The organism is Neobacillus niacini (assembly GCF_048572935.1).
GTDB classification, from domain to species: Bacteria; Bacillota; Bacilli; order Bacillales; family Cytobacillaceae; genus Neobacillus; species Neobacillus niacini.
The window spans coordinates 4780235-4806616 of record NZ_CP183883.1; the positions used below are offsets into that span (position 1 = coordinate 4780235).

Genomic DNA, 26382 nt, shown 5'->3' on the forward strand with positions numbered 1-26382 from the left:
GGATATGCTGGATATCATTGCCGATGGTGAGGAGGATCCTGAAAAACTAGCAAACTTTGCAAGACGCACTATGAAAAAGAAGAAAGATGAGCTGGAACTCGCCCTAAAAGGCTATATCAATTCACATCAACGCCTCGTGTTAAAAACCATTTTAGGTCATATTGATTTTCTGACTGAGCAAATCCTATCTGAAATTGGGACTGATGTAAAAAACAATTCCCTACTGCTGCTCAAATGAGTTCTTGGGCAGGATTAGTTCCTGGGCAAATCGAAAGTGCGGGAAAAAGAAAATCAGCCAAAACTAAAAAAGGAATAAGTATTTAAGATAAGCATTAACCGAAGCAGCTCATTCAGTAAGAGGAACCAAAAACTATCTCGGAGCATGTATAGGCGTACAGCATCACGAAGTCAAGAAACGTGCTGGTATTGTAGTCACTCACGCAATGTTACGTATCTCTTATTATCTCTTAACCCGAAAAGAAATATATTTAGACATAGGCGAAGACTACTTTGAAAAGCAGAGACAACAATCTATCGTTCGGCATCCACTGAGACGACTCGGAAGTTTAGGATACACAGTTACGTTAGAAGAACCTAAAGTCTCTTAATCTAGTCACTTTCTAAACCAAAGATCAATGTATCTGGCGCTCTCCCCTTTTTAAAAAATGAATGAGCTTCGTCCTATTAAGTATTGCCTTTATTCATGGTAGTTAAAGAAGTCTATTTTCATGGTAGTATAAGTACGATCCTTCACAATATAATTTATTAATTTCATAACAAATGAATAAGGCATTGGGGGTTTTTCCGTTTGCTTTTAATGGCGTTGTATTACCTTCCTGCATATTCTTTTCCTAACTAGCTATAATGGTTTAATTCATTAAGTTTCTTCCTATTGACAAGTTTTTATCGGTAACCTAACTTCAACCGTAGTACCTTCATTTTCTTTACTTTTTACTTTTATTGACCCATTATGTTCCCGAACAATTCTAAAACATATCATTAAACCTAAACCAGTACCTTTTTCTTTATTACTATAGAACGGCTCACCTAATTTCTGAACTCGCTCCTCACTTATCCCAATTCCATTATCTATTATTTTTATTAGGACATTTTTTCCTTCTATAGTGCCTTGGATTTCTACAAACCCATTATTAGGAATTGCTTCAATGCTATTTTTAATAATATTAATGAAAACTTGTTTTATTTGGGTGGTATCACACATAATCTGAGGAAGATTTTGTTCATACTCTTGGAAAATTTCTACGTTTTTCAAATTTGCTTCTGGTTTTAATAATGTCTCAACTTCTTTAAGTATATTTTTAATATTAACCCTTTTTAATTGAATCTCTATTGGTTTGGCAAGATTAATAAATTCTTCGAGAATTCCCTCAACTTGTTTAAGTTCTTTGGAAATTACTTCAAAAAATTCTTTCTTCATGATTCCTTCCTCTATAAGTTGAATGAATCCCTTTATTGAAGTTATAGGGTTTCTAATTTCATGTGCAACACCTGCAGCAAGTTGACACACAATTGATAATTTCTCTGATTTTGAGAGTTGTTCTTCCATTTCCCTTTTTTCAGTAATATCTCTCCCCACTACTATAAAATGTTCTGGATCGCCATTTTCTCCAAGGACTGGGGTACCTAATCCTTCAAATAATAACGATTTACCATCAACGTTCACAAAACGAGCTTCCGCCCTTAATGGATTCATAGTATCTAGTACTTTTTCAAATCCCATCATTACGCTTTGCTTGTCTTCAGGATGTATTAAATCAAAAGAGCTTTTACCTATATATGATTTTAATGGGTTACCCATTACTTTTCCAAGGGAAGGTGATGCATACTGTATCGTTCCATTTATATCCAATAACATTATTATGTCTGTCATGTTTTCAGAAATCAGTCGATATTTAGCTTCGCTTTCTTGTAAAGCTTTCTCCGCTTTTTTGCGTTTCGTTATATCTATACATGAACCTATGACTTGTACTACTTCACCCGCTTTTTTAATAGGACGTAAAGTTGTAAGATAATTAATTCCATTTAGCTCTGCCTCATAAGTAACAAATTCCTCTCCTTCCCATGCCATCTTATAGTAGGCAGTTTTATCGAGGGCAGTTCCATAAGGTATAAAATCATCTAATTCTTTTCCTATCACTTGAGAAGGAATCATTCCAAGACGGTATAATAATTCCCCGTCACATTGTGTATGAATAAATCGTTCATTAATTTTCTTATACTTAAATATCATCCCTTGCTGTAAACGAATCGTATCGTGTAACTCTCTTTGGGCTGATTCCAATAATTCTTTCAATAACAATTGTTGGTTTATATCTTTAGGGATTCCATGTTCTTCAACCATTTTTTCGATTTCAAACCGTTTTTCTTGTAATTGGGATGCTGTTAAGGGCTTACTTAAAAAATATCCTTGTCCTTCATCACATAAATGTTGTTGTAGAAAAACTAGTTGTTCCTTTGTTTCTATTCCCTCTGCCACTACAATCAAATTCAAATTATGAGCCATTGAGATAATGGTTTTAACTATGGTTTCATCATTTGGGTTGTTTCGAAGTTCTTTAACAAAAGACTGGTCGATTTTTAAGGTATCAACAGGAAAATTTTTCAAGTAGCTTAATGAACTGAAACCTGTACCAAAATCATCGATACTAACACGGACTCCAATCTTTTTAAGCTGTTGTAACATTAAAATTGTACGGTCAATATCAACTGTCATACTTTCAATAATCTCAATTTCTAAAAAGTGTGGCTCTAATCCTGTTTTTTGAAGAATGGATTCAATAGTATCAATTATATTAGTCTGATTAAATTGAATAGCTGATAAATTGACGGAAACAACTGTTGAAAAACCTTGTTGCTGCCATGTTTTATTTTGTTTACAGGCAGCATTCAAAGCCCATTCTCCAATAGGTAAAATTAATCCTGTCTCTTCAGCAACGGGTATAAATGTACTTGGTGATACCATTCCCCATTCTGGATGGTTCCAACGAAGTAATGCCTCAACACCCACAATTTTCCCCGTATTTAAATTAATTTTAGGTTGATAGTGAAGTAATAACTGATTATTTTCTATCGCCTTGTGGAGCTCTATCTCTATTTTTAAAGTGTCTACTCTCCCTTCATTCTCATCAAAGGCGTAGAACTTATATTTGTTTCTACCCTCTTTTTTTGCCTGATACATTGCATTTTCTGATTGTTTTATTAATAATTCTTCACTTTGTCCATCCTTAGGAAACTGACTAACCCCAACGCAGATTGAAATTTTTATGTCAAACCCATTTATACAAAATGGACTTGAAAATGATTCAATTATTCGTTCAATCACAGATGAAATTTCATTATCATCAAGGTTTTCCAACGTTAGAAGAAATTCATCTCCAGAGTATCGAGCTATGAAACCAAATTGATTTATTTTTTTCTCAATTTGTCTTGAAATTTGTTTTAATACCAAATCACCTACTCCATGACCATATGTATTATTAACATTTTTAAAATTATTAATATCTATAAATAAAACAGCAAATGAACCACCAATAGATTGTGATTGTAACTTGCGTTTTAAGTATTTATTAAAGTAATAACGGTTCGGTATTTCTGTTATAACATCGTAATTAGCTAGAAAATTAATGTTTTGAAACTCTTTCTTTTGTTCTGTAATATCTCTAAAAAGTACAGACAAGCCTTCCTTTGAAGGAAATGCCCTTATTTCATACAATCTATTATTAAAAAACTCTTCAAATTCTACAGGTACTTGTTCCGACAATGCCCTTTTATATCGTGATAAAAATTTATGCAATTCACTGTGTGGTAATACATCATAAATATATCCGCCAATCGCATTTTCTCGCTTAATTTGTAAAAGTTTTTCTGTAACTTTATTAATATATTCAAATTTTAATTCATTATTTAATGAATAAAACGCATCGGATACTCGCTCCAAAATATCCTTCGTATTGGTTATAGCACTCAAGGGTGATCTCCTTTCGTTAGGACCTAAAAAAGGAACTAAATTTTTCACTAATATATTATACAGTTATTTTCCATTGCAACGACAATTTTAATATAATCCAACGATATTCTTTTAACACCTTGAGCTTTCATCCATTATTAATCACTTTTTGAAGAGTGTACCTAGCATCATGGTATTTTTCGCTCTACAACTAAAAGCTCCGTTAGCCCAACAAGAAAAAGCTGCTCAGTTAATGGCAGCTTGATCTTTAACTCTTGCACCAGTTTGTTTAAGTGAAGATGTTCACAATCAGGAAACAATTTTATATCAAAATAGAACCTTGTTTATTCATTTTTTACTTATCTCATTTTCGAATGTCCTAGGTATAACCACCTGCATCAGAGATAACCTATCTAATGGAGGAGCTAAACATGGGTCGAAAATTTGAAATTTCTTTGGTATTAGTTCCTTTATTTACTTTAATTAAAAAACCACTTGCAAAGGACTGGCTCCTTGTTTTCTTTATAAAAAGTCATCCTCAGCAATCACAATAAATAAATTTCCCCCGCTTTATAAATAATCCAACCATTTAAGATAATATACCAATTATAAAAAAAACTTAAAGAATGTTTCCCTCTTATTTTTGGAACAATACATTTGATTGTATTAACGTATAAGGAGGGAAATTAGAAATGGATAATCAAAAATTAGCCGATCATGAATCATTGGATTTACATGAAGTTATTAATTTCAAAACCCTTTGCTTAGCGAAATCAAAACTAATGCAAGGACTGGTATTTGATCAGGATTTGAGGGCATTAATGCAAAAGGATGTTGAACAATCCATGCAAGCGCTTGGAGAATTACAGGCAGTTTATCAACGCGCACCTTTTGAAGCTCCTGTTCCTCAAAACCGGCCAACACCAATAGTAAATTGAAAAGGAGGCAAATTCATTGAATAATGACTATTTAGACCCTATAAACTCGCTACACGTACCAGAGCTAGCAGATACTACATTTGCGATGGATTTACTTCTTCGTGCCAAAGAAGGTGTGCGTAATATAGCTGTCGCATTAACGGAGTCCGCGTCACCTGATGTTAGAACCCTCTTACGAAACCAGTTAATGCAAGGGATTGCCATTCACCAAGAAATTACAGAATTAATGATTAGTAAAAAATGGTTCCATCCATACGAATTAAGTGAACAATATCAATTAGACCAACTCTCTGCCAACAATACTTTGATGATTGGCAAAATGAATCTATTTCCTGTTGAGACCAATAGAAAAGGTATGTTTGACCGGACACCTGATGAACATTAACACTGGAGGCTGTAACCAATGAAGGCAGTAACGTATCAAGGTATTAAAAATGTTGTAGTCAAAGAAGTTCCAGATCCAAAGATTGAAAAACCAGATGACATGATTATTAAAGTAACAAGTACAGCTATTTGTGGGTCTGATTTACATTTGATTCATGGCATGATTCCTAACCTGCAAGAAAACTATGTTATTGGCCATGAACCAATGGGAATCGTCGAAGAAGTTGGTCCAGGTGTGACTAAGCTAAAAAAGGGAGATCGAGTTATTATCCCCTTTAATATTGCATGCGGTGAATGCCAATACTGTAAAAACCATTTGGAAAGCCAATGTGATAATTCTAATGATAATGGTGATATGGGTGCCTATTTCGGATATTCTGGTACGACGGGTGGCTATCCAGGTGGGCAAGCTGAATATTTAAGAGTGCCATTTGCCAACTTTACTCATTTCAAAATTCCAGAGACTTGTGAAGAGCCAGATGAAAAGTTAGCAGTTATTGCCGATGCGATGACTACTGGTTTTTGGACTGTTGACAATGCAGGTGTAAAGGATGGAGATACAGTTATTGTTCTTGGCTGTGGTCCGGTTGGTCTTTTTGCTCAAAAATTCTGTTGGCTAAAAGGGGCAAAGCGAGTCATTGCAGTTGATTATGTCAATTATCGCCTGCTGCACGCCAAGCGCACCAACAAAGTAGAAATTGTTAACTTTGAGGACCATGAGAATGTAGGAAATTACCTGAAGGAAATCACCAAAGGCGGCGCTGATGTTGTCATTGATGCAGTTGGTATGGACGGTAAAATGACTGATATGGAGTTCCTCGCAAGCGGAATGAAGCTTCAAGGCGGAGCATTAAGTGCGTTTATCATGGCTTCACAAGCAGTGCGTAAAGGCGGGACAATTCAAGTTACTGGCGTTTACGGCGGCAGATATAATGGTTTCCCTCTTGGAGATATTATGCAGCGAAATATCAATATCCGCTCCGGTCAAGCACCTGTCATCCACTATATGCCATATATGTTTGAATTAGTTACGACCGGAAAAATTGATCCAGGAGATGTCGTAAGTCATGTACTTCCACTTAGTGAAGCTAAGCGTGGCTATGAGATTTTTGACACAAAAATGGATGATTGTATAAAAGTCATATTGAAACCTTGAGGAAGGAGGTATAAAAAATGAACTACGCCTTACATGAAGTTCTTGAGGTCCATGAGATGACTGCATTTAAGACCACATGTTTGACTAAGTCCAAAACGATGAAAGCGTTAGTTACAGATCAGCTATTAAAAGATATTATGCAGCAAGACATAGATGTATCTACGAGACAATTACAAGAATATGCTTCTATCCTTTCCAACGCTAAGCAGTAAATTAGGAGATGAATGAACATGAATCCAATCATTGAAACTTTAACGGGCATGGACGGACTATCGGATCAAGTTGTTGCAATGGACCTACTCATTTCAGCTAAAAGTGGAGTTAGAAATTATGCCATGGCAGTAACAGAATCAGGAACACCGGAAATTAAAGAAATGCTCACTCGCCATTTAGTGGAAGCTATTGATACGCATGAACAAATATCCGCATATATGGTAGAAAAAGGATGGTACCATGCTTGGGATACAAACGAACAGATCAGTTTGGATTTAAATAATATCAATACAGCATTGAACTTACCGACATTATAAAAAAATTTCTAGGAACAGTTTAACAAACTGTTCCTTTTGAACCATTATGAGTTTATTTGACGGAAGTAAATAACATTAATCCTTATTGCTAACTGTTTTTGTTTTACACTATATAATTAAAACAATGAATTGACTATTTCTATTATGAAAAAGTCGGAGCAGGAAATTCATCAATTTTGATACGGAGTAAACTATAAGGTTTCTGTCGTAAGTCTTTTCCATAATGAAATCTAGGCTGTCGATGTAATTGGTTCACAATGACATATAAGTATCCATCAGGGCCAATTGAAAAAGTATCCGGCCATAGTATTCTTGGATCATGTGCAATGGTTTCCATTACACCATTCGGCAATATCTTTCGAATACTGTTATTTTCGTAGTCCCCAGCATAAACGATTCCTTTTGCATCGGTGATCATTCCATCAGACGCACCTTTTTCTCCCCAATACTCCACATGATAAGGTAAATCCATATCCGGTATCGTTCTGTTTCTCAGGGCTTCTGTTGAGATCGAGAACAAATGACGACTAGTTAGTGGAGCAAAATATAATATCTTTCCATCGGGAGAAATCGCAAGACTATCAGACGCCAATCTAAATGGAGAAGTTGAACCATCTTTTTTTCGATTCATTAATATTCGACCTTCTACTTTCGGTAAAAAATAGGGATCGGGTGAAGTTGAATTTGCCCCATTTAACCGTCTAAACGCGTTTCCATTTGATAAATCTACGACAATAATAGCTCCCGGTCCTCTTGAAGAAGAATCCGTTATATAGGCATAACCTGCTTTTCCTACACGAAAATCAAAACGGACATCATTCAGATACGTTGTAGGCAGGACAACATCTTCTTTAAAGGTATATACTTTCCTTATTGTATTGGTTTTTAAATCAACAGCGACTAATTTTGCCCCTCCTTTAATAGGTTCAGAAAAATTGGGTGCCGCTGTATCTAATATCCAAAGCGTTCCCCTTCCATCAGCAACTACACTTTGGACACTGATGAAAGTCATTGTGATATTCTCGGGATTAACCAAATTGGTTTGTAAATCAGGATAAGGCTGCAATTTATCCTCAACAATTTCCGCCACCGTAAATTTAACATCGTCTCCCCATTTCGGAAAGCAAATGAAAATACGACCGGTTTCTGAAACAGTAACACCTGTAGGCATAGCCCCATAAAATGCATAAACTAGTTCTAAATTACCGAAATATTTTTCACTAGGTAACATAGGTTTCATAATATCCTCCTCAACCATTCAAACGGGATATCACCTATATATGATTTATATTTTTTCTAGTGCATGTTTCTTAATAAGTTTTTCTATACGAAAAGATTATTGACACTACTTTAGCCAATAAAGCCTCCAATAATAGCTCCTCCGATTACTCCTAAACCAATAATTGGTAAATAGGCTTTTGTAATAAGTGCGTCTGGGAGGCTAATTAACAACCCTATCAAAATTCCTTTTGTCCAACCATACATAGGAAGAACAGTTACTGATATTAAGAAACCAATCGTAGAACGATTAATAAATGAACCAATAATAGCAATACGTTTATCTCAAAATTTCATTCGGGAGCATTAGTAATACAGAGAATAAACCAAATATTATAACAGATATAATTCCAAAGAAAATGCTGTTCATTGGTAATAAATATCCTTTCTCTAACTAACTCATTAATTGATATGATTCTTTTAAAAGAACTAAAAACTCTTGATTTAGTTCGTCTTCACTAAGAAATCTAAAGTTATTGTGAAATCTTTTTTTTGAAACTTGTTCAATTTTAGTAATCTTCTCATGTTCAATTTGATGGTTTGTTACTAAATTAAAATCTAACCATTTCTTTTTTGGATGAACTCCTCCGAAGGAAGATTTATTCAAAAGATGTATAGAAGTCTTTTTAAACTCAATTTCAAAAGGTCCAATTTCTTTCAATAAATCGAGTATTTTTGAATATATTTCATAAACATTAGATGCCTTATTTGAGAATAATTCATCTTCTGACATATCACCATCTCCTACTTTCAGGTTAACTTATTAAACTTTATTTCCTTTATTTTGCCTCTTTTTACATCCTTTTACCATTTCTATATTCACTAACATGCTACGTTACGTGAAGAAGCAACTCGCTTTTATTACACCTTATTGTCGAAATGCGAAATAATCATCTTCTTTATTTAATTACTAATAAACGAAATATATTAGGTTATTCTAACTGTATAATTGGCAAACATTAGGGAGGAATTTTATTGGATCGTTTACATGAATTTGACAAGATTCTATACGGTAGAAAAGAGAATACCGATTCTTTAATTAATTATTGGACAGACTATTCTAACCCTTCTACATGGCAGTTTTGGGTTTTAATTGCTATTCTTTTAGTCCCATTGGTTATTCTTTATATCAAAATTGACCGAAGTAAAGTATTTCTAATTGGTTTTTACGGATATAACGTTCATGTTTTTTTTACATTTATCGATATATACGGTATTAATAGAGGGTATTGGCATTACCCTTATCAGGTTATCCCTGCACTGCCAAGCATCTCATTGGATACCTCTATGGTTCCTGTGGCTTTCATGCTCATTTACCAATGGACATTAAATAATCATAAAAATTACTACCTATACGCAATTATAACTGCTGCTATATTTGCACTTATTTTAAAGCCTATTTTAGTAAGTACTGGTCTTTTTAGAATGTACGGTGAAATTAATTATTTTCACTTATTTTTTGGATACGTATTTGTACTTTTGATAGCAAAAGTTATAACCTGTTTATTTCATATATTACATAAACCTAATTTCTCAACTCAGAATAGAGAATAGTAAAGTACTCATATAATATGGGTGCTTTTCTATATTTTCCAGTCCAGATACTTAATACGTAATTTCTTTCAAGAGTGACTTAAAGCTGGCATTTCAATTTGAACTATCCTGCCCCTTTAGTTCAATAAAAAAGAACACTTCTCCTCTTGAAGAAATGCAACCGTTAGACGAACAAAATGTTTCTTTAGGGATATTATAATTCTGATTTCATCTTATTTTGATTTACAATTTTCACTCTTGCACCAGATAGTTTAAGTACATAATTTCACAATCCCTTTAAAAGTTATCATAGAGAACTAATTTTCTTTAAAGGAGTTGCCCCATAATCTAATCCTTTTATGCAAAAAAAAGCACAGTTCCATACTCTGGAAACGCACCCGATTGTTGAATGTGAAAAAATCCTGCATTAACAGGATTTATGATCAAACTTTATTCCAAATCTACACAAGTTTTTCCATTGTCTGGTAACCAGAGTTGTAGTACAAGAGTGTCTAGACTTTTGTGTTACTAGTCAATGTTGATGATGAGTGACAAAAACTTTGGACTAAAGTGACATAAAAGTTTAGACTACTTTAAATTAAAGATTAAAAATGACAAAATAATTCATACACTAAGGATAAATAACGAAACCTGTGTAGAATTTTATCTATAGAGGTTTTTTTAGAAAATATAACAGAAATAAATGCGAAAGTTATTCATTAAAAGAATTTATTTCTATACTTTTATATCCAAAAAACAGGATAATTTCTATCACTTCGTAAATTATTAATTAATAATGCTATCAGGACAATAACAATGGATCCTGTTAATACTGGCGTAAATAAATATTCCCATGTATAAGAGCCAAGTATTACAATGATTGGATCTGCCCCCGCGGGAGGATGGGTTGTTTTGGTTAACATCATCAAACCGATAGCTAATCCAACCCCCAAGGCCAAAGACCACGGTTCATTTCCAATTATATGATATACGACTAATCCTATTAATGTTGAAATGAAGTGTCCTCCTATGATATTTCTAGGCTGCGATAAAGGGGAATTCCAAAGTCCAAATGCTAATACACAACTTGCCCCAAATGAAGCTATTAACAATGGAGTGTATGTAAAGCGTGTTAATAATCCAAGAATAAAAATAGTAATAGCCCCACCTATAAATCCAGTTATAACATCTTTCGAATTTACTTTCAGAGGACTTTTCCCTCTTCCCCTCATTTTAGTTAGATAAGAAGGGATGTTGTGTTGAGCAATTACTTCTGGTTGCTCCTTTTTCGCTAGATTTCCTTCTGTAATCAAATTATGTTCCCTCCTTGAAAAAACTACCTCTAATTATATTATAATAATTGATATTTTAGGTGAAGCAAAATCTTTCATAAACTTCATGCCAGTTTGAACATAAATAACCAATTTCATTTAAGTTTTCTATTCAATTATATGGCCCGATTATTGAATAAAAACTAAAGACGATTCTTCCACTAAACTGCACGTTACTTCAATAAGAAAAAAAGGCTTTACTCTTTATTCAAGTAAAGCCCCCATTAGTTAATTAAATCCCCATAGTTATTACCAGCCTGTACATAAGCAAGTAATCCGAGAAGCACCTATTACTATTCCAGTTACTTTGAGCAGAATACTTTACTAGCTATTTAACACTGTTCCACTTTTGCCAGGAACTTTCAAGTTTGTTTTTTATACTCTTCCATTCTTTTTGGAGAATACTATAATAAACCGTATCACGAACAAACCCATCGTAAAGAACTCTATCCATTCGTAATACTCCTTCTTTTGTTGCACCAATTCTTAATACTGCTTGATTAGAACGTGTATTTCTGCTGTCAACTTTAAACTGAACACGAGTTATATTTAAAGTATCAAAACAATAATTTAATAGCAGATATTTACATTCAGTGTTAACTCTTGTTCGCCAAACTTTAGATGAATACCAGGTCCACCCAATCTCCAAGCTTCTATTTTCTAAAGAGATGTTTAACAGTCTAGTTATTCCAACAATTTGGATAGTTTTCTTATCGAATACCACAAAGGGCATTTCCAATCCACTTTCCTTTGCTTTTAAAGCTTCTTGAACATGTTTTGTCATATCTTCTAAACTATCCATCTTACTGGGTAAGTAAGTCCAAATTTCAGGTGAATCAATAGCTTCGAATAATTCTGGAACATAAGAAATATCAAGAGGAAAAAGCTTAATCCGCTCGCCTTCTAAATTTCTTTCCTTAATTTGCATAAAACTATCTCCTTCTTTAAATTGTTTGTAGATTACAATAATAAACAATATGTAAAAATTAAGATACTTTTTCCTTACTTTTTATTCATTTATGAACCTTTTCTTAATATCGGCGATATATGGTTTGGGCTGTTCATTAGTAAATCCTTCTTGAAGTAATCTGCTTCGTTACTTGAATAAGAAAAGCCTTTACTCCTGTTAAAGTAAAGCCCAATAGTTGAAGAACAATTGCTACTTTTCGCGATAAACCTTCATCTTGTACTGCTGCCATTCTTCATTTAACTTATTCAAGTGTGTTATTTTCCAAGGGTTGAAGAAAGTTTGTCCATTTTTATTAAAGAAGAGGTTATTGTCTATATGGTAAGCAGCATGCTGAATAACCTCACCATTATTTACCCAAGTAATAACGTCTCCTTTTTTTATTTCATCGTTTATGAGGGAAAAATTTGCTCTTTCTAATCCATTCAAAAATGTATTAGGGTGAACCCACTCACCAATAATCCAATCTTGTTCTGTTATTGCATATAAAGTAGCGGATAAACAATTACTTCCTGATTCTGTTGAAAATTTGTTAGCATATTTTTTTATGTGTAAAGGTGTCTGTTCTGGAATATCACAACAAGCCCAACTATCCCAAAGTTGAGCATATGCTTGTATTGCACTCTCTTTTATTTGATAGGGTAGTTCATTCCATATATTGTGTTGAATCACAACATACTTTTCCCCTTTATCCTCAATAATGTATTCTTGAGGAAATGAATTTGCAGAAGAAAACAATGACAAGGGGAAAATTAAACCTCTGCCCATTTTATATTGAATGATAAAAATATCTCTTTTCTTTTGCTCTGGTAGGTTTGTAATCCAATCAGGTTGTGCCACAATAACAAACTTAGCCTTAGCAGAAATGTTCCAATACATATAACTATTGACTAGCTGGATTTGTTTATATGATGAATGTTGAAAAAATTCTTCTCTTGGGACAACTAAGACTTCACTTAAATACTCTACTAACATAATTAAATCTTTTTCTCCTACGAAAAACAGGTCTTTTTTTGGAACAATATTTTCTATCCAATTACTTACCTGTTCTTTTGATGGTTCCATTTTAATAGTCATTTTTACCACATCTCTCCTTTAGCTCTGTTTTTCTGTTTCTTCTTTAACTCTTCTGCCCAATTAGTTCAATAACAAAAAAGATGCCGTCGCGATACCCGTTCTTTAACTCTTTCCCCAGTTAGTTTAATGAGAGCTTAACCATGGAGATTTTAAATTACTTCAATAATCTCTCATAAGAGAAAACAAAAATACTATAAAATGAAAAAAGACCATCGTAAACGATGATCTTTATACTCGCTTTACTCCAATATATCTAGCATGCCAATATGGGTTACTTGTGTAGGTGATAATGACTCCTTTTGATGAAGATGCCATAATCATTTTCCCGTATCCAATATAGATTGCAACATGAGTTGGGGCACTTGCTTTAGTCGGTGCATAGAACAGTAAATCACCTATCTGCAAATTAGATGGTCGATACCCGTTTCCATAGTACATTTGGGCAGCGGTGCGGTTTAGCGTAATTCCCGCTTTTCCGTAAGAATACTTTACAAGACCTGAACAGTCAAATCCGCTTGGCGATATCCCGCCCCATCTATATGGAACTCCAAGATTTGCTTTTGCAACAGAGATTGCTTTTGTATGATAATATGCCGCTTCCGCTTTATCACCCTTGGCGGCGAACAAAGTGCTACAAGAAACTAAAATGGTAAAAGCTACGATGAATTTCTTTAGCATGGCTGTTACCTCCTAGTGTGATTTGATAGGTTAACTATACTAGAAAGGTATAACAGACTCATCACAGCAATATAATAATTTCATTACAAAATAATTCTAAAATAATTTTTTGAAACAATGGATAATTATTCTTTAGCATGTTCATCTTCGAATTCTTTTCTATTAACCTGTCCCATAGTTGAAGAAGAAAGAACGTTACCACTTAATGTAGTAACGCTACCCGATAGTTTAAGTGCATTTTTTCACAATCTTTGCTTTCATAATAAAAAAAGGGTTGCACCAATAATCGTTATTTAATCGTTTTATTATGATGAAGGAGTAACTCTCTAAGCCATTCTTGATTTTTCACAATCAAGAATGGCTTTTTTTACATTTATAACAGATTCCTCATAAGCCCTAATAGTTATAAATTGTAAGATTTTCTATCGGAATATTAGCGCTTTCGTCGAATAACGCGTAATATTTTCTTACGCGTTTACTGACAAAAACTTATTTGTAGTCTAATCTGAAACTAATTCAACAGGATGGAGGGAGTAATATGAAGCTAAGTTGGCTTGTTCAGATGTTCACAATTTTAGGATTTCTTCTCCTTGGTAACGGAATCATCACGGTGTTTCATATTCCTCTACCCGGAAGCGTCATTGGCATGATCCTTCTCTTTGTTTTTCTTTTAACAGGAATGATGAAATTAGAATGGATTGAAAAAGTTTCTTCATTTCAATTAAAACATCTTACTTTACTGTTTATCCCTCCCATTGCAAGTCTATTTTTATCCCCACGGCTTTTAGAGATATTACAATGGAATATCATAGTGATTTTACTTGTCAGCAACATCACCTGTTTGTTAGGCACAGCTTACACGGTTGAATGGTATGAAAGAATAAAAAGGAGAAATGTAAAATGATACTCTTTATGATAAATATTTTTTTCTGTTTGGCCATCACCCTAGCCTGTTACTTTTTCAGTTTTAAACTCTATCGGAAATATAAAAAAGCTTGGCTGAATCCTTTATATACCGCATCAGCCCTTCTTATTTTTTTCTTACTTATCTTTCATATTCACGAGGATACCTATCAGCAAGTAAGTGTTGTATTTAATCAGCTATTACAACTTGCTGTTGTCTCGTTAGCTGTTCCACTATACAAACAATGGTCCTTCTTAAAGAAAAACTATAAAAAAATCTTTGCTGGCGTGATTTCAGGTACGGTCCTAGGAGTGATAGCTGTGCTAGGAATGGCCCAACTTTTTCAATTGAAACAACAACTGCTCGCGTCATTAATTCCTAGATCTGTAACCCTCCCTATCGCCTTAACTATATCGAATGATCTTGGAGGGATTACGTCGACTACGATCTTCTTTGTCATTTTCTCAGCCCTTATATCTTTGATGATCGGGCCGAAATTATTAAATCAACTGGGAATAAAGAGCAAATCTGCAAAAGGATTGGCAATGGGAACCTCAGCACAAATGCTTGGGGCAAATCGTTCTCTCGTGTGGGGAGAAGAGGAAGGAGCAATGGGAAGTATCGCAATGACTACCTCGGCTTTATTTCTCTCGGTTTTAATGCCAATCCTCCCTTACATTTTCTAAAAATGCTTTTGCTTAATCATTTGTGAAATGATGAACATCAATACCATGATAATTTAATTGGTACAATGCGGTATCGTTTTGCAATAAAAAACTCATCCATACGTATTATTGGATGAGTTTTTACATTTTAAAATGTAGTTTTGCTGCCTTCTATTCAATTTTTTAATATCCCTTAGAAAAATCGACAAGATTAATCGAAGGGGCTTTACCCAAAATATAGTCTTTAAGGTTAGGAATTAAGATATCTTCAACGACACGCTTATTATAATGTTCAGTTGGGCCGGCAGTGTGAGGTGTAATGATGACGTTCTCCATTCCCCATCTTTTAATGCCATAACCAAATCTTCCTCATTTACAATCTCTCCTCGCCCAATATTAATAAAATAGGCCGAAGTCCGCTAAAGAAATTGAAGAATATCATATACTCCAATCTATTCCTGGAATCGGAGAGAAAATCGCCGCCACGATTATTTCCGAAATTGGTGAGATAGATCGGTTCAATGATGCCAAAAAGCTAGTTGCATTCGCTGGAGTAGATCCTAGCGTTTACTCATCTGGTAAGTTTACGGCATCAGTAAATCGAATTACCAAACGAGGTTCTTGTAGGCTTCGTCATGCCTTGTATATGGCTGTTCAAAGTGGTATTCGTGATGCCCGTAAAAAGAAAACGACTGATGAGATCATCGCACGCAATAAAAGACTAAGAGAGTTTTACGATAAGAAACGTGAAGAAGGAAAACCCTTCAGAGTAGCAGTTATTGCATGTGTAAATAAGCTCTTACATTGGATTTTTGCCTTACTGAAAAGCAGAACTACTTTCCAAGATATAGCTTAAAAACTATATCTAACTAAATGCAACAAAACCTTCCAATTACAAGATAGAGGAAGGTTATTTAGCTGGTTTAGTTTAAGTACATTGTTTCACAATCTTTGATGCTTCTTTTTGTTTCCTAAACGAATCTGTGTTAACGGTACCGTTCTTCTTTAAATGGATTTGCTGTCATCGAATAGCCAAGCTCTTCCCAAAAACCAGCCTCGTCTACTTTCATAAACTCAATCCCTGAAACCCACTTTGAGCCTTTCCATAGATAAAATACTTCTGGTGGAATAAACCTTAGTGGATAACCATGTTTTGGATCAATATCCTGCCAATCATGATTTTTATCCTTCCAACGGTATACAAACAAAGAATTGTCCCCTAATAAAGGCTCTAGCGGCAGGTTTGCAGAATAACCAAATCTGTCCCCATTGTAGTAACCGTAAATTTTAATGTATTTTACACCTTCATTAATTTCAACAAATTTCAATAACTCTCTAAGTGCAATTCCTTCAAAAGTTGTATCAAATTTAGACCAGGTGGTAACACAATGCATGTTAACGTTTGATATGGTCTTGGGAAGCTCCATGATTTCCTTATAGGATAAGAACTTTTCTTCCTTCACCTCACCAAAAAGTCTGAAATTCCATGTGATTTCATTAAACTCGGGAACATCCCCTGTGTGCAATATTGGCCATTTTTCTGTTTCGAATTGGCCAGGTGGAAGCTGCTTTTTCATCATACACCATCCCTTTTTCATCATAAACGATAATTAATTCAAAGTGCTTTGTATAGTATGCTTCAAAATAATGACAGCAACCTGTAGTCAAATCCGTTATTTGGGATATACCTAAAATTTGGAACCAGTATATTCCCATAAATTTCTTATTCGACTATCCTGCCCCATTAGTGCAATAAGAAAAGCTGTCTTAATGACAGCTCCCGTTGAACAAACACTATTTCTTCTAATGCACACTATCATCGAAGTATGTATTACGAATAATAAATGTTTTTTTATACAAACTATAATTATTGCTAAAGGGAGGTTCTGTTATGCGTGATAATACAAATTTGGCAGTTACTGTCTTTTTTTCACTTTTAGGCTTTGTAGCAACAATAATTTTTAGCAGTGTCATTATAACTCAAAATAACCAAATTAAATCAAAACTTGAAAATGCAGAACAAACGTGATTCCTTTCAAGAAAAACTTGAGGGAATTTTTTATGTCAAAAATATTCATCAAAGGCGATATAAAAAGAGATGGTTTTTCATCTTGCATATTCTACTAAACTAATTTACAACGTTAAGGAATTACAAATATAAAAAGCCTAATTTCTCAGGTGTTAAAAGTGAGAAATTAGGCATTAGTTACTTCAGAAAAGCGCTCGATTGTTGCATATCACATTAGTCTATTGAATAGTATCGTTGTACTGTGCATTAATATCTTGTACACAATATTTCATTCTCACATTTACTGCATTGACATACTGATAAAATGTTTTCGGTAGTATTATCAACTTCTATATCCCAGTATTCTATTGAGAATCCATGTTCTAATCCTCTAAGACATCGCATTTGAATCTTGTAGCACCAGTTGAGTCTTTCCAAACTGTGTTCAACTAAGCAAGGAAATCGATTAAACTAGGCGGGTCGGAGGGACAGGCACTTTGCGACTCGGATTCACGAGCATTAATATCCAAAATAAAGGCTCCGCAGAGTAAAATTATCTCTGTGGAGCCTTTTAAATGAGTAATGGGATCTAATGTCCCATTTACGAGGAACCCATCCTTTAAATTTTCGGTAAATAAGATAAATCCTTAAAAATGAGTATAGGAACCTGTCCCTAAAACACAGATTAGCTCAGCGTACCAAGTGCCTCTCGGGTAAATGCTTGAAGTTCATCATTGCGGCCATCGCGAATTTTGGCTGCCCATGCCGGGTCGTTCAAGAGGGCACGACCTACCGCAACTAGGTCGAATTCTCCGCGTTCAATGCGTTCAATCAGGCTATCGATACCGGTAATTTGTCCACCTTTTCCTGATTCAAACAAGCTAGTGAATTCGGAATCAAGGCCAACTGATCCAACTGTGATGGCTGGTTTGCCAGTTAGCTTGCGTGTCCAGCCTGCCAAGTTAAGGTCAGAGCCTTCAAATTCTGGTTCCCAAAAACGGCGTGTGGAAGCGTGGAAAATATTGACGCCTGCTTCAGACAATGGTTTAAGGAAACGTTCCAGTTCTTCAGGAGTTGCAGCCAGCTTTGCTGTGTAATCAACCGGCTTCCATTGGGAGAAACGGAAGATAATTGGGAAGTCAGGACCGACTGCAGCTCTCACCGCTTCGATAACCTCTACCGCAAATCGGGTACGGCCAATCATATCGCCGCCATACTCATCTGTTCGCTTGTTGGTCACTTCCCAGAAAAACTGATCGATGAGATAACCGTGTGCGCCGTGAATCTCCACCGCATCAAAACCGATGCGCTTTGCATCTGCAGCCGCTTGTGCATAGCTTTGAACAAGACCGCGGATTTCCTCGGCTGTCAGCGGATCAGATACTTGTTTTCCAGTCAGACTCAAGCCGGATGGGCCGATTGGATCGGCATCTGAATCAGGAAATTTCTTTCTTTCGCGAGCCGTGCCAGTATGCCAGATTTGTGGAGCAATTTTGCCGCCTGCTTCATGTACTTCCCGAACAACGTGTGCCCATCCTTCAAGTGCTTCTTCACCATAGAAGTGGGGCACATTATGGTCGGCCGGTGCTGCCGGATGGTTGATAACCGTTCCTTCTGTAATAATAAGACCGACACCATTTTCTGCTCTGCGGCGATAATATCCAGCCACATCTGGACCCGGAACGCCATTTGGGGAAAAGCAGCGTGTCATGGGAGCCATGACAATGCGGTTTTCTAGCTTCAGATTGCCGCCTTCAAAAGCCTCAAATAAAGGTGTTGCTACTTTGGATAACTTCATCGTACTCTCTCCTCATATCGCTATTTTTTTAAATCTATAAAAATGAATATACAGATATATAGATTAATATGCAAATAATAAAGCCGTACATTATTAAGTTAATCCACTTTTGCGTGCAATCCAGCTGCGAATTGTTCCAAAAACTCAGCAATTGCTTCTTCATTGCGCCTGTAATATGTCCACTGGCCGAAGCGGCGTGACTCAAGCAAGCCAATCTTCTGCATGGAAGACAGATAAGAGGAAATAACAGACTGTGCAAGGCCGGACTTCTCTTGAATGCTTCCTACACATACACCGCCTGGAAATTCTTCTTTGATGGCCGTGGGCAGGTTCGCGTTTATTTCTCCTGGTTCCTTCAGCCAACAAAGAATATTGAGTCGCGTCTCATTGGACAGAGATTTCAGCACAGCAAGTATCTCTTCGTTCTTCATGTATTGACACCCATTTCTACTTTGTTTAACTCAGTATACCACAGATGGTTTTTGGGCACAGGTCCTAGATATTGCTTCCACAAAGATAGAAATCTATCACTTTTGTTATCATTACTTACGTTGAATACGGTGGATTTTCATACTATAGATAGCTGCCCCTTATTTTAAGTAAAAAGCTTCACAATATCACAAACTTTGATATTAAAATATGAACAAAACTTAACGAATTTTTGTTCATATTTTCCACAATTGGGAATTGTTGCTGCGCAGTATAGGTCTACTACGTAATACATGAGTTACTCCACAATCTGGCCCTTATCTTGAATAACATGACTAATGTTTTTAAACAAATGTAAGGTTTTTTCTTGTGTGGCTACTGTCATAAAGTGTGTTGTAGATTTCGCCTCATTAATATACCATTCATCGGGTGTCATTCCAGTCTTAGCATTGAATTGTTGTTCGTTCCATTCCTCTATTGTTATTCCGTGTCTTTCCTTAAAACGTTCTTCTGGTGTCTTACCATGTACTACTCTATTGTTTGTCTTACTGATACGTTTTTTGTCTTTCATCATCCTTTTCACCCTTAGAATTAGTTTTTAATATATGATAATTCGATACTGCTTTCATCTTTCCCTTCTAAGTCTTATTGTGCTAAACTGCCCGTTAGCTTTAGTACATTGTTTCACAAAGTCACCTAATAATCATAATATTTATTGCGCAGTTTGAGTCTGCTACGTAATACAAGAGTAAATCTGGACCGTTTGCAAAAGACTGATTTTTTTGAAAGTCAATCAATTTTTTATAACATTTTGGTTCTCAAAACTATGGTTTTATATCTTTTATCACCAGATAGATTGCAGTCTTGAACAGTCTGTAATTCTTTAGTACATTCTTTGTCATTAGTGGTAATAACTATGTCAGAGGTAGTCCATTCCAATGGCCGTAATTATATACTGCAATCTTTATAAAAAGAAGCAGATAACACAACCTAGCGGGTTTAGTTATTGGGGAGATAAATCATATTAAGAACGTAATTAGTACCTTAATCAGAAAATCTATTAACAAAAAAAGCATAAAAAAAGCAACTGAATTCGCTTAGTTGCTCGTTTTTCATTAAAAATATGAAATTACACCGTTTATTCTTTAACCGCTAAGACAACATCAGCATAAAATTCGCCATCTACTACCACTTCATAACGCCACAAGCCGCTTTTTGGTACTGCAAAGGTAGCTGTGAATCGGTCTAAAGTGGAATATCCTGTTGATGGCTCTTTAATCGTTTCTGGGGCAAATCCTGTAATTTTTTCCCCTGTTTCTTTATGGTAAGCGTAAATAGCTAATTCTTTCCCTTTAAAAGTCTCAAAAGGTACCGTGAAATGAAATAAGTATCCATACGGTTTTCCTGCTGAAAGAGATCGATCTGGGGCAACCATCAATAACACTTTCCCATCTTTTACATATATATCTCTAATTTCTTTCATTTCTTTAGTCCTTGAGCTCCAAAAATCTTTCGTACGAATTAACATTCCTTCTATTTTGTGCTTTTCTGTTAAATTTGCTTGCCCAGTTACGATCCCAGTTTCTGATTTTTCACTGCCTTCTTTTTGGAACTGTATTTCTACTGAAAAATTATAAACTCTATCTTTTGCATCTACTACTTCATAGTCAATGTTCTTTATCTTAAAATTGTAATATTCACTATTCGGTTGAATCATTACTAACGAACCATAGCGATTAACGAAATCTCTGTAAGACGTTTCATTTGCAAAATAAGCTTTAAATAGCTTTTCTTCGTATTGATTTAAAGCTTCAATTTTTTCTTCACTTTCTTTATCTAATATTTGTCTCAATTCAACACTTGAACCTGTAAGGCTATTCTGTAATACAGCTTCAATGGTCTTTATATTATCATCTTGAGTTTCCTTTTTTTCGGTACATCCACTTAACATTAATAGGAGTAAAATAAATAAAGTGGTTAAAAAAATTTTGACCGTTCTTTTTCTCAGGTAAATCCCCACTTTAATTAATGATATCATAAATTTTTCCAATTAACTCCAAAAAAAATAATAGTTCACTTGTTTACAAACGAACTATCTGGATTGGCTACAATTTTTTCTCAAGTGTGTTTTCGTAAAATTTGTTAAAAATTTGGGGCTTAATATCCCCCAATTTCACTATCAAGCTATCCTAATCAACAAGACCGTTACCTATGTAATTAAAGGTATTTACGTCTGCATAAACAATCATATTGTTTGGAATGAATTTACTTTTCGTAGGAAAATCAATCAAATATACTTCTTTTCCTTCATATGATTTATCATCAACTTGGATCATCATATTCTCAGTAAGAGTAATTTTAGAAAACTTTCCATCTTCCCAAGTACCATTAATCCATTCTTTTTGTTCTGAGGACAATTGGTTCCAAACTATTTCTCTGACATCATCTTTTTTGACAATCTTTTCTTCATTTTTACTTGATTGTACACTCTCGTTAGAACAAGCAATCAGTCCTAACAAAAGAGCTGTGGAAAGAATATATAGAGTAATTTTTTTCACACCTAACACCACCTTATATTATAAGACGGACAACCTATAAATTAGTTTCAAATCAAAGCCAGCACTCTTTTTATTCAAGATATTCCCACCTTAGCTAAACAACTCAATCCTTATTTATCTTTTAGGCATTGTTATTTAATATCTTTTCAATCTCATTGTTTGGCAGAGGTTTACTAAAGTAATACCCCTGCATCTCAGTAAATTCATTTAATCTAGGGAAGAGCATCTTTAAATTGGATATATAAAATAGTAAAAGTGCCTTCATTTGATTGTGCCTGATCGTCTAAGTATTTATTTAAGGAATTTCGATTGAACAGGCCAGTGATAGAATCATAATAGGCCAAATAGTTTACTTCCTGTTGAGAATGGATTTTATCAGTTATGTCATATTGAAATCCTATAAAGTGATTTGGTTTATTTTGACCATCAACAATCGGTACAATCGTGGTGTCAAACCAAAGTAGTTCACCCGATTTTGTCCGTCTATTCATCTCACCTTGCCACACATTGCCTGACTGAATGGTGTTACGCATTTCTGTAATGGTTGCATTAGTATTAAAGTCTGGAATAAATAAATCATGAGTCTTTCCAATAAGCTCATCTTGATTGTACTTGGAAACTTCACAAAACTTGCCATTGACATAGACGATTTTCCCGGCTGAGTCCGTTACCGATACAATTGCAGATACATCTAAGGCAAATTTAATATCTTGCAGTTCCTTTAGAGCCTTTTTTAATTGCCTTTGAGCGATTTTTTCATTGGTGACATCTGTTATCGTACCGATAATAACTTTTTTATTGTTTATGATAGTGACGACGGAACGAATATCGACTTCCCGTATTTCTCCAGTCTTTGTAATCATTGATAGTTCCTCGGTCATGGAGTGTATATTGGATTGCAGCATTTGCATAATATTATGCAAAACAAGTTCATGCTGTGTTTCAACAAATAAATCTAGCAGATTTGTCTCTTCAATTTCAACACGTGAATATCCGAGAATTCGTTAAACTTCTTTATTTACATATGTAACTCTTCCATCTTCAAACATATATACGCCAACCAAGGATTCTTCGGAAATGCTTCGATACTTTTCTTCTGCTTCCTTTAACTTCAACTTCATTTTCTTATCTTCTGTAATGTCTTTAGCAACGACTAAAATAGCTTCAACGTCATTATAGCTGGCTATAATGGCAGTAGACTCTACATCAATAAAGCTCCCGTCTATTTTTCTAACCTTAAATTCTTGAAAAGGAAGCTTATCAATCTCTCTTGAGTATAATTGCCGTAATCTCTGGTTGGATAGATTTTGTTGTTCATCTGTTAAAAATGTTAATAATTTTTTGCTGAGAACTTCCTCCACTGAGGAACCCGAAAAAATACATGGGGAGCAGTAAACTGGTCGTAAAAGCTATTTCAAGAGGATGTATTTCAGCTCCATTAATCAGATCAAATAGAAGACATACGGTTATATACATAAGTGTGAAGACAATGGCAATGATTCTACCTTTATAGCCCATCAACTCATCCCCCTTCAACTAGAGGTTTTCGTTTTTTGCCTGCTTTCAGGCAATTCTTCCCTATTAGCTTTAGTTTGAATCAACTGAATAAAACCTCTTACTAGCATTTTCACTGCCGCTATCGCGCCGAACGTGTGATACCATTTCCAGCCCTTTTTATACTCAATGAGATCAGTGTATTTTTCCAAAATAATTTCAATGACGGTTTGTGGTAAAACATATAGAAAGGTCTTGAACAAAAACTCAGATATTTTTTTCGTATTTTTCGTTGATTGACAGTACCATAACGTTACAATTGGACATAACAGATTGTCATATAAGATACTTCCTCTAGTAAATAAGCCGGCATGTTTCACTCTAACCGGATATTTTAAGCGTTTCGTATGAACTAAATAATTATCTAAATAGATATTAAGGACGGAATTGAATAAAAACACAATCCATCTTTCTCTTATCGGTTTCCTAAATATGGTAGAAAATAGGATGATTCCTAATATCCAAAGGTATTTAAGAATTTTCCGCTCTAACATGGTGTCACACGCTCCTTTGGTATGGCGGTTTATACTTAAATGTCATTCAGGCATTGCAGGTTTATGATTGCAAAGCTTTATTATTTGCTATCGAGCATTAGGTTCTAAAAATATCATTTGCGAACGCAACCTTCCTTATTCCAACCATTCAAAGCGCAGTGGAGTCTAAACCGATAGGAAAATTTCTATTATATTATGTGTAGGCTTAATGGGTAATTTTACGGGCAAAAAAAGGAAAATGCCATTTAGGCATTCTCCCATTTTTTAATTACACGGTCTATTGTTCCCCCACCAATACAAATATCACCATCATACAGAACAACAGCTTGTCCTGGGGTAATAGCCCGCTGTCCTTTGTGAAAATAAATCTTAGCTGTTCCATCTTCCTGCGGATACACTGTTACCTGTTGATCCTCTTGACGGTGTCTCATCTTGGCGGTACAACTAAATTCTTGCTTAAAAGTTAGATCTGTTTTAATCCAATTCATACCAATAGCCTCTAAACCTTCTGAATAAAGTCCTTCGTTATGAAACCCTTGTCCAACAATCAGAACATTTTTTGAGAAAGAGCATTAAGGAAGTATGATTGGTCTTTATTATGATCAGCACCTCGCAGCAATCGGAATTGTCCATCTTTTTCTTCGACTCGTGCATAGTGACCTGTTGCGATATAGTCAGCCCCAAGTGACATCGCATGATTTAAAAACGCCTTAAATTTGATCTCTTTATTACACGTGACGTTTTAAATTAGCTAACTTTATTGTTACTTATTCTTAAATCCCTGATTCATCAGCTCTATTGTATGGATTATAAGGTCTGTTGTTTAAATGCAGGAAACTGAGGTACTACCTTTTCTCCTAATTCATTAATTACATCCTTTGCCGGACGTTGACCATATTTTAAATTCAGAATAACATGATTAACTCCAATTTCTTGTAAGCGATTCAGAAATTCAATTAAAAATTTGTATCCGCTTCTAAACCCAAGGTGAATAGGAGTAGGACCTTCATCCGGATCTTTTGCTAAATCAATATAAAGTGATTGAGAAAATGGCTGGAAATCATACGTTAAGGAACGCCAATCATTAATGAGTTCAGCTTGTACATCAATATTTCGCGGGTAACTAATCCAACCGTCACTGTTTTCAGCTATCCACTCTAGTGACTGCCCTGAACGACCTGTTACGAAAACAGGAATATCTGATAAAACTGGTTTTGGCAAGAGGTCTCCTTGTTCTAATCCAACTCTTTGTGAGTTGATCAGTGGGAATGACTTTTTCCATGCCTCCTTCATAACTAAAAATGACTCTTGAAATAATTCGGTTCGTTCTTCTCGGTTAACTTTATATGCTGAAAATTCAATAGGTCGGTCTCCAGTTGCAATACCCAAAAGAAGCCTTTGATTAGATATTTGATCTACAGATGCAGCAGCTTTCGCTAGGTCAAGTGGATGACGTAGTGTCGTCACAATGCTCCCTGTCCCTAATGCAATCTCTTTTGTTTGAGCAGCTAAGTATCCTAGAAAAACCCAAGGATCATATATTTGCCCAACATCACCAAAGGTCGGGTCATTCAACGGAACATCTCTTACAAATAAAGAAGCAAAATTAGCTTCCTCAGCTATTTGAGCAAGATCTACCTGATGCTTTAAATCCATAACTGGGATACTTCCCTTATATGCTTCTAAAGGAAAGAATAAACCAAGTGAAAGTTTGTTTTCTTGAAATGTGCGTGAATAACCATTGTGCTTTTCAAATTTATTCATACTTTTTAAACTCTCCCCTTTCAATGTTGAATTTAACTGCACTTCCTCTAAAAACTACATGGACTAACCAATCAGTCTTCCTTAGCGAATAAGTGAACTTCCCTGTTTATGCAGTTTCTTGCTTCACTGAATTTGGATTCGCAGCATGATATTTGCCCCCACTTTGTAAAAAAAACATGAATGGTCGTAATTCGGAATGACCACATTTAGGACAATGATCACTTTCTTTAGTTATCGTTAAGCATCTGTCGCAAACGTGTCTATGCTTTGCATTTGACATAACCATACATTTGTCATACCTTTCTGTGTTTTATTGAATGAAACCTCTTATTTCTCCTGATTTTTCAATCTTGCTCTTGATCCATCAAG

29 protein-coding genes and 3 pseudogenes are annotated in these 26382 nt (G+C 35.0%); 13 read left to right on the top strand and 19 right to left on the bottom strand.

What is annotated here, in order from left to right; genetic code table 11:
* The first annotated feature begins 4 nt into the window (after positions 1–4).
* Positions 5–238 (top strand): hypothetical protein, encoded by a 234-nt coding sequence (locus ACN6MT_RS23505; RefSeq protein WP_419888309.1) that lies wholly within the window; start codon positions 5–7, stop codon positions 236–238.
* On the top strand, positions 235–324 hold the full coding sequence (locus ACN6MT_RS23510; protein ID WP_419888310.1) for a hypothetical protein: 90 nt from the start codon (positions 235–237) through the stop codon (positions 322–324). The genes ACN6MT_RS23505 and ACN6MT_RS23510 overlap by 4 nt, the downstream gene beginning before the upstream one ends.
* 565 nt (positions 325–889) lie before the next feature.
* Here ACN6MT_RS23510 and ACN6MT_RS23515 read toward each other — a convergent pair.
* Positions 890–3988 carry an EAL domain-containing protein gene (locus ACN6MT_RS23515; protein ID WP_419888311.1) on the bottom strand — a complete coding sequence of 1033 codons (3099 nt, stop codon included), beginning with the start codon at positions 3986–3988 and terminating at the stop codon, positions 890–892.
* 410 nt (positions 3989–4398) lie between these two features.
* Between ACN6MT_RS23515 and ACN6MT_RS23520 the strand changes: the two genes are divergently transcribed.
* The 6 genes from ACN6MT_RS23520 to ACN6MT_RS23545 all read left to right on the top strand — a co-directional run bounded on the left by ACN6MT_RS23520 (position 4399) and on the right by ACN6MT_RS23545 (position 6975).
* The gene (locus ACN6MT_RS23520; RefSeq protein WP_419888312.1) at positions 4399–4521 is read left to right on the top strand and encodes a hypothetical protein; all 123 of its coding nucleotides are present in this window, start codon (positions 4399–4401) and stop codon (positions 4519–4521) included.
* A 138-nt stretch (positions 4522–4659) separates the two neighbouring features.
* Positions 4660–4905, top strand: coding sequence for a spore gernimation protein GerQ (locus ACN6MT_RS23525; RefSeq protein WP_419888313.1), 246 nt, complete (start codon positions 4660–4662; stop codon positions 4903–4905).
* A gap of 16 nt (positions 4906–4921) precedes the next feature.
* Positions 4922–5290: a spore coat protein gene (locus tag ACN6MT_RS23530; RefSeq protein ID WP_419888314.1), complete on the top strand. Its 369-nt coding sequence runs from the start codon at positions 4922–4924 to the stop codon at positions 5288–5290.
* 18 nt (positions 5291–5308) lie between these two features.
* Positions 5309–6445, top strand: coding sequence for a zinc-dependent alcohol dehydrogenase (locus ACN6MT_RS23535; RefSeq protein ID WP_419888315.1), 1137 nt, complete (start codon positions 5309–5311; stop codon positions 6443–6445).
* A 17-nt stretch (positions 6446–6462) separates the two neighbouring features.
* Positions 6463–6657 (top strand): hypothetical protein, encoded by a 195-nt coding sequence (locus ACN6MT_RS23540; RefSeq protein WP_335420590.1) that lies wholly within the window; start codon positions 6463–6465, stop codon positions 6655–6657.
* Between the two features lie 18 nt (positions 6658–6675).
* Complete coding sequence (locus tag ACN6MT_RS23545) at positions 6676–6975, top strand: spore coat protein (protein ID WP_419956516.1); 300 nt, start codon at positions 6676–6678, stop codon at positions 6973–6975.
* Between the two features lie 142 nt (positions 6976–7117).
* Here ACN6MT_RS23545 and ACN6MT_RS23550 read toward each other — a convergent pair whose 3' ends face one another.
* Positions 7118–8215, bottom strand: coding sequence for an L-dopachrome tautomerase-related protein (locus ACN6MT_RS23550; protein WP_419888316.1), 1098 nt, complete (start codon positions 8213–8215; stop codon positions 7118–7120).
* 432 nt (positions 8216–8647) lie between these two features.
* Positions 8648–8986: a DUF5655 domain-containing protein gene (locus tag ACN6MT_RS23555; protein ID WP_419888317.1), complete on the bottom strand. Its 339-nt coding sequence runs from the start codon at positions 8984–8986 to the stop codon at positions 8648–8650.
* Between the two features lie 242 nt (positions 8987–9228).
* Between ACN6MT_RS23555 and ACN6MT_RS23560 the strand changes: the two genes are divergently transcribed.
* Complete coding sequence (locus ACN6MT_RS23560; RefSeq protein WP_419888318.1) at positions 9229–9807, top strand: CBO0543 family protein; 579 nt, start codon at positions 9229–9231, stop codon at positions 9805–9807.
* A gap of 722 nt (positions 9808–10529) precedes the next feature.
* On the opposite strand, the gene ACN6MT_RS23565 is transcribed toward ACN6MT_RS23560, so the two are convergent.
* The 4 genes from ACN6MT_RS23565 to ACN6MT_RS23580 all read right to left on the bottom strand — a co-directional run bounded on the left by ACN6MT_RS23565 (position 10530) and on the right by ACN6MT_RS23580 (position 13839).
* Complete coding sequence (locus tag ACN6MT_RS23565; protein WP_419956517.1) at positions 10530–11096, bottom strand: HPP family protein; 567 nt, start codon at positions 11094–11096, stop codon at positions 10530–10532.
* A gap of 349 nt (positions 11097–11445) precedes the next feature.
* Positions 11446–12045: a GNAT family N-acetyltransferase gene (locus ACN6MT_RS23570; protein ID WP_419888319.1), complete on the bottom strand. Its 600-nt coding sequence runs from the start codon at positions 12043–12045 to the stop codon at positions 11446–11448.
* Between the two features lie 231 nt (positions 12046–12276).
* Positions 12277–13161 (bottom strand): hypothetical protein, encoded by an 885-nt coding sequence (locus tag ACN6MT_RS23575; RefSeq protein WP_419888320.1) that lies wholly within the window; start codon positions 13159–13161, stop codon positions 12277–12279.
* A gap of 228 nt (positions 13162–13389) precedes the next feature.
* Positions 13390–13839 carry a C40 family peptidase gene (locus ACN6MT_RS23580; protein WP_419888321.1) on the bottom strand — a complete coding sequence of 150 codons (450 nt, stop codon included), beginning with the start codon at positions 13837–13839 and terminating at the stop codon, positions 13390–13392.
* A gap of 538 nt (positions 13840–14377) precedes the next feature.
* Here ACN6MT_RS23580 and ACN6MT_RS23585 point away from each other — a divergent pair.
* Positions 14378–14743 (top strand): CidA/LrgA family protein, encoded by a 366-nt coding sequence (locus tag ACN6MT_RS23585; RefSeq protein ID WP_419888322.1) that lies wholly within the window; start codon positions 14378–14380, stop codon positions 14741–14743.
* Complete coding sequence (locus ACN6MT_RS23590; protein ID WP_419888323.1) at positions 14740–15429, top strand: LrgB family protein; 690 nt, start codon at positions 14740–14742, stop codon at positions 15427–15429. The genes ACN6MT_RS23585 and ACN6MT_RS23590 overlap by 4 nt, the downstream gene beginning before the upstream one ends.
* A gap of 162 nt (positions 15430–15591) precedes the next feature.
* On the opposite strand, the pseudogene ACN6MT_RS23595 reads toward ACN6MT_RS23590, so the two are convergent.
* Positions 15592–15827: pseudogene (locus ACN6MT_RS23595) on the bottom strand (D-2-hydroxyacid dehydrogenase); the annotation flags it as partial.
* Here ACN6MT_RS23595 and ACN6MT_RS23600 point away from each other — a divergent pair.
* Positions 15827–16264: pseudogene (locus ACN6MT_RS23600) on the top strand (transposase); the annotation flags it as partial. The pseudogenes ACN6MT_RS23595 and ACN6MT_RS23600 sit on opposite strands and share 1 nt — an antisense overlap.
* A gap of 130 nt (positions 16265–16394) precedes the next feature.
* Here ACN6MT_RS23600 and ACN6MT_RS23605 read toward each other — a convergent pair.
* Positions 16395–16985 carry a molybdopterin-dependent oxidoreductase gene (locus ACN6MT_RS23605; protein WP_419956518.1) on the bottom strand — a complete coding sequence of 197 codons (591 nt, stop codon included), beginning with the start codon at positions 16983–16985 and terminating at the stop codon, positions 16395–16397.
* A 314-nt stretch (positions 16986–17299) separates the two neighbouring features.
* Here ACN6MT_RS23605 and ACN6MT_RS23610 point away from each other — a divergent pair, with 314 nt between their 5' ends.
* Positions 17300–17437 (top strand): hypothetical protein, encoded by a 138-nt coding sequence (locus ACN6MT_RS23610; protein ID WP_309529079.1) that lies wholly within the window; start codon positions 17300–17302, stop codon positions 17435–17437.
* 664 nt (positions 17438–18101) lie between these two features.
* Here the strand turns inward: ACN6MT_RS23610 and ACN6MT_RS23615 are convergent.
* The 10 genes and pseudogenes from ACN6MT_RS23615 to ACN6MT_RS23660 all read right to left on the bottom strand — a co-directional run bounded on the left by ACN6MT_RS23615 (position 18102) and on the right by ACN6MT_RS23660 (position 26013).
* Positions 18102–19214: an NADH:flavin oxidoreductase gene (locus tag ACN6MT_RS23615; RefSeq protein WP_419888324.1), complete on the bottom strand. Its 1113-nt coding sequence runs from the start codon at positions 19212–19214 to the stop codon at positions 18102–18104.
* Positions 19215–19312: 98 nt separating this feature from the next.
* Positions 19313–19645: an ArsR/SmtB family transcription factor gene (locus ACN6MT_RS23620; protein WP_419888325.1), complete on the bottom strand. Its 333-nt coding sequence runs from the start codon at positions 19643–19645 to the stop codon at positions 19313–19315.
* Between the two features lie 296 nt (positions 19646–19941).
* Entirely contained in the window at positions 19942–20217 is a 276-nt protein-coding gene (locus ACN6MT_RS23625) for a hypothetical protein (RefSeq protein ID WP_419888326.1), read from the bottom strand.
* 564 nt (positions 20218–20781) lie between these two features.
* Positions 20782–21693, bottom strand: a complete 912-nt coding sequence (locus tag ACN6MT_RS23630; RefSeq protein WP_419888327.1) for a hypothetical protein — start codon at positions 21691–21693, stop codon at positions 20782–20784.
* A gap of 139 nt (positions 21694–21832) precedes the next feature.
* Positions 21833–22201, bottom strand: coding sequence for a hypothetical protein (locus ACN6MT_RS23635; protein WP_419888328.1), 369 nt, complete (start codon positions 22199–22201; stop codon positions 21833–21835).
* A gap of 212 nt (positions 22202–22413) precedes the next feature.
* Complete coding sequence (locus tag ACN6MT_RS23640; RefSeq protein WP_419956519.1) at positions 22414–23202, bottom strand: PAS domain S-box protein; 789 nt, start codon at positions 23200–23202, stop codon at positions 22414–22416.
* 3 nt (positions 23203–23205) lie between these two features.
* On the bottom strand, positions 23206–23562 hold the full coding sequence (locus ACN6MT_RS23645; RefSeq protein ID WP_419888329.1) for a PAS domain S-box protein: 357 nt from the start codon (positions 23560–23562) through the stop codon (positions 23206–23208).
* A 171-nt stretch (positions 23563–23733) separates the two neighbouring features.
* Positions 23734–24249, bottom strand: coding sequence for a CBO0543 family protein (locus ACN6MT_RS23650; protein ID WP_419888330.1), 516 nt, complete (start codon positions 24247–24249; stop codon positions 23734–23736).
* A 245-nt stretch (positions 24250–24494) separates the two neighbouring features.
* A pseudogene (locus tag ACN6MT_RS23655) lies at positions 24495–24991 on the bottom strand (aminomethyltransferase beta-barrel domain-containing protein); the annotation flags it as partial.
* A gap of 65 nt (positions 24992–25056) precedes the next feature.
* Positions 25057–26013, bottom strand: coding sequence for an LLM class oxidoreductase (locus tag ACN6MT_RS23660; RefSeq protein ID WP_419888331.1), 957 nt, complete (start codon positions 26011–26013; stop codon positions 25057–25059).
* Positions 26014–26382: the final 369 nt, after the last annotated feature.

Excerpts from the sequence above, each read along its gene's own strand:
- ACN6MT_RS23660 (WP_419888331.1), bottom strand. The coding sequence starts at position 26,013 with ATGAATAAATTTGAAAAGCACAATGGTTATTCACGCACATTTCAAGAA.
- ACN6MT_RS23650 (WP_419888330.1), bottom strand. The coding sequence starts at position 24,249 with ATGTTAGAGCGGAAAATTCTTAAATACCTTTGGATATTAGGAATCATC.
- ACN6MT_RS23615 (WP_419888324.1), bottom strand. The coding sequence starts at position 19,214 with ATGAAGTTATCCAAAGTAGCAACACCTTTATTTGAGGCTTTTGAAGGC.
- ACN6MT_RS23510 (WP_419888310.1), top strand. The coding sequence starts at position 235 with ATGAGTTCTTGGGCAGGATTAGTTCCTGGGCAAATCGAAAGTGCGGGA.
- ACN6MT_RS23590 (WP_419888323.1), top strand. The coding sequence starts at position 14,740 with ATGATACTCTTTATGATAAATATTTTTTTCTGTTTGGCCATCACCCTA.
- ACN6MT_RS23540 (WP_335420590.1), top strand. The coding sequence starts at position 6,463 with ATGAACTACGCCTTACATGAAGTTCTTGAGGTCCATGAGATGACTGCA.
- ACN6MT_RS23575 (WP_419888320.1), bottom strand. The coding sequence starts at position 13,161 with ATGACTATTAAAATGGAACCATCAAAAGAACAGGTAAGTAATTGGATA.
- ACN6MT_RS23585 (WP_419888322.1), top strand. The coding sequence starts at position 14,378 with ATGAAGCTAAGTTGGCTTGTTCAGATGTTCACAATTTTAGGATTTCTT.
- ACN6MT_RS23545 (WP_419956516.1), top strand. The coding sequence starts at position 6,676 with ATGAATCCAATCATTGAAACTTTAACGGGCATGGACGGACTATCGGAT.
- ACN6MT_RS23620 (WP_419888325.1), bottom strand. The coding sequence starts at position 19,645 with ATGAAGAACGAAGAGATACTTGCTGTGCTGAAATCTCTGTCCAATGAG.
- ACN6MT_RS23605 (WP_419956518.1), bottom strand. The coding sequence starts at position 16,985 with ATGAAAAAGCAGCTTCCACCTGGCCAATTCGAAACAGAAAAATGGCCA.
- ACN6MT_RS23525 (WP_419888313.1), top strand. The coding sequence starts at position 4,660 with ATGGATAATCAAAAATTAGCCGATCATGAATCATTGGATTTACATGAA.
- ACN6MT_RS23505 (WP_419888309.1), top strand. The coding sequence starts at position 5 with ATGCTGGATATCATTGCCGATGGTGAGGAGGATCCTGAAAAACTAGCA.
- ACN6MT_RS23625 (WP_419888326.1), bottom strand. The coding sequence starts at position 20,217 with ATGATGAAAGACAAAAAACGTATCAGTAAGACAAACAATAGAGTAGTA.
- ACN6MT_RS23555 (WP_419888317.1), bottom strand. The coding sequence starts at position 8,986 with ATGTCAGAAGATGAATTATTCTCAAATAAGGCATCTAATGTTTATGAA.
- ACN6MT_RS23550 (WP_419888316.1), bottom strand. The coding sequence starts at position 8,215 with ATGAAACCTATGTTACCTAGTGAAAAATATTTCGGTAATTTAGAACTA.
- ACN6MT_RS23610 (WP_309529079.1), top strand. The coding sequence starts at position 17,300 with ATGCGTGATAATACAAATTTGGCAGTTACTGTCTTTTTTTCACTTTTA.
- ACN6MT_RS23570 (WP_419888319.1), bottom strand. The coding sequence starts at position 12,045 with ATGCAAATTAAGGAAAGAAATTTAGAAGGCGAGCGGATTAAGCTTTTT.
- ACN6MT_RS23520 (WP_419888312.1), top strand. The coding sequence starts at position 4,399 with ATGGGTCGAAAATTTGAAATTTCTTTGGTATTAGTTCCTTTATTTACT.
- ACN6MT_RS23535 (WP_419888315.1), top strand. The coding sequence starts at position 5,309 with ATGAAGGCAGTAACGTATCAAGGTATTAAAAATGTTGTAGTCAAAGAA.
- ACN6MT_RS23580 (WP_419888321.1), bottom strand. The coding sequence starts at position 13,839 with ATGCTAAAGAAATTCATCGTAGCTTTTACCATTTTAGTTTCTTGTAGC.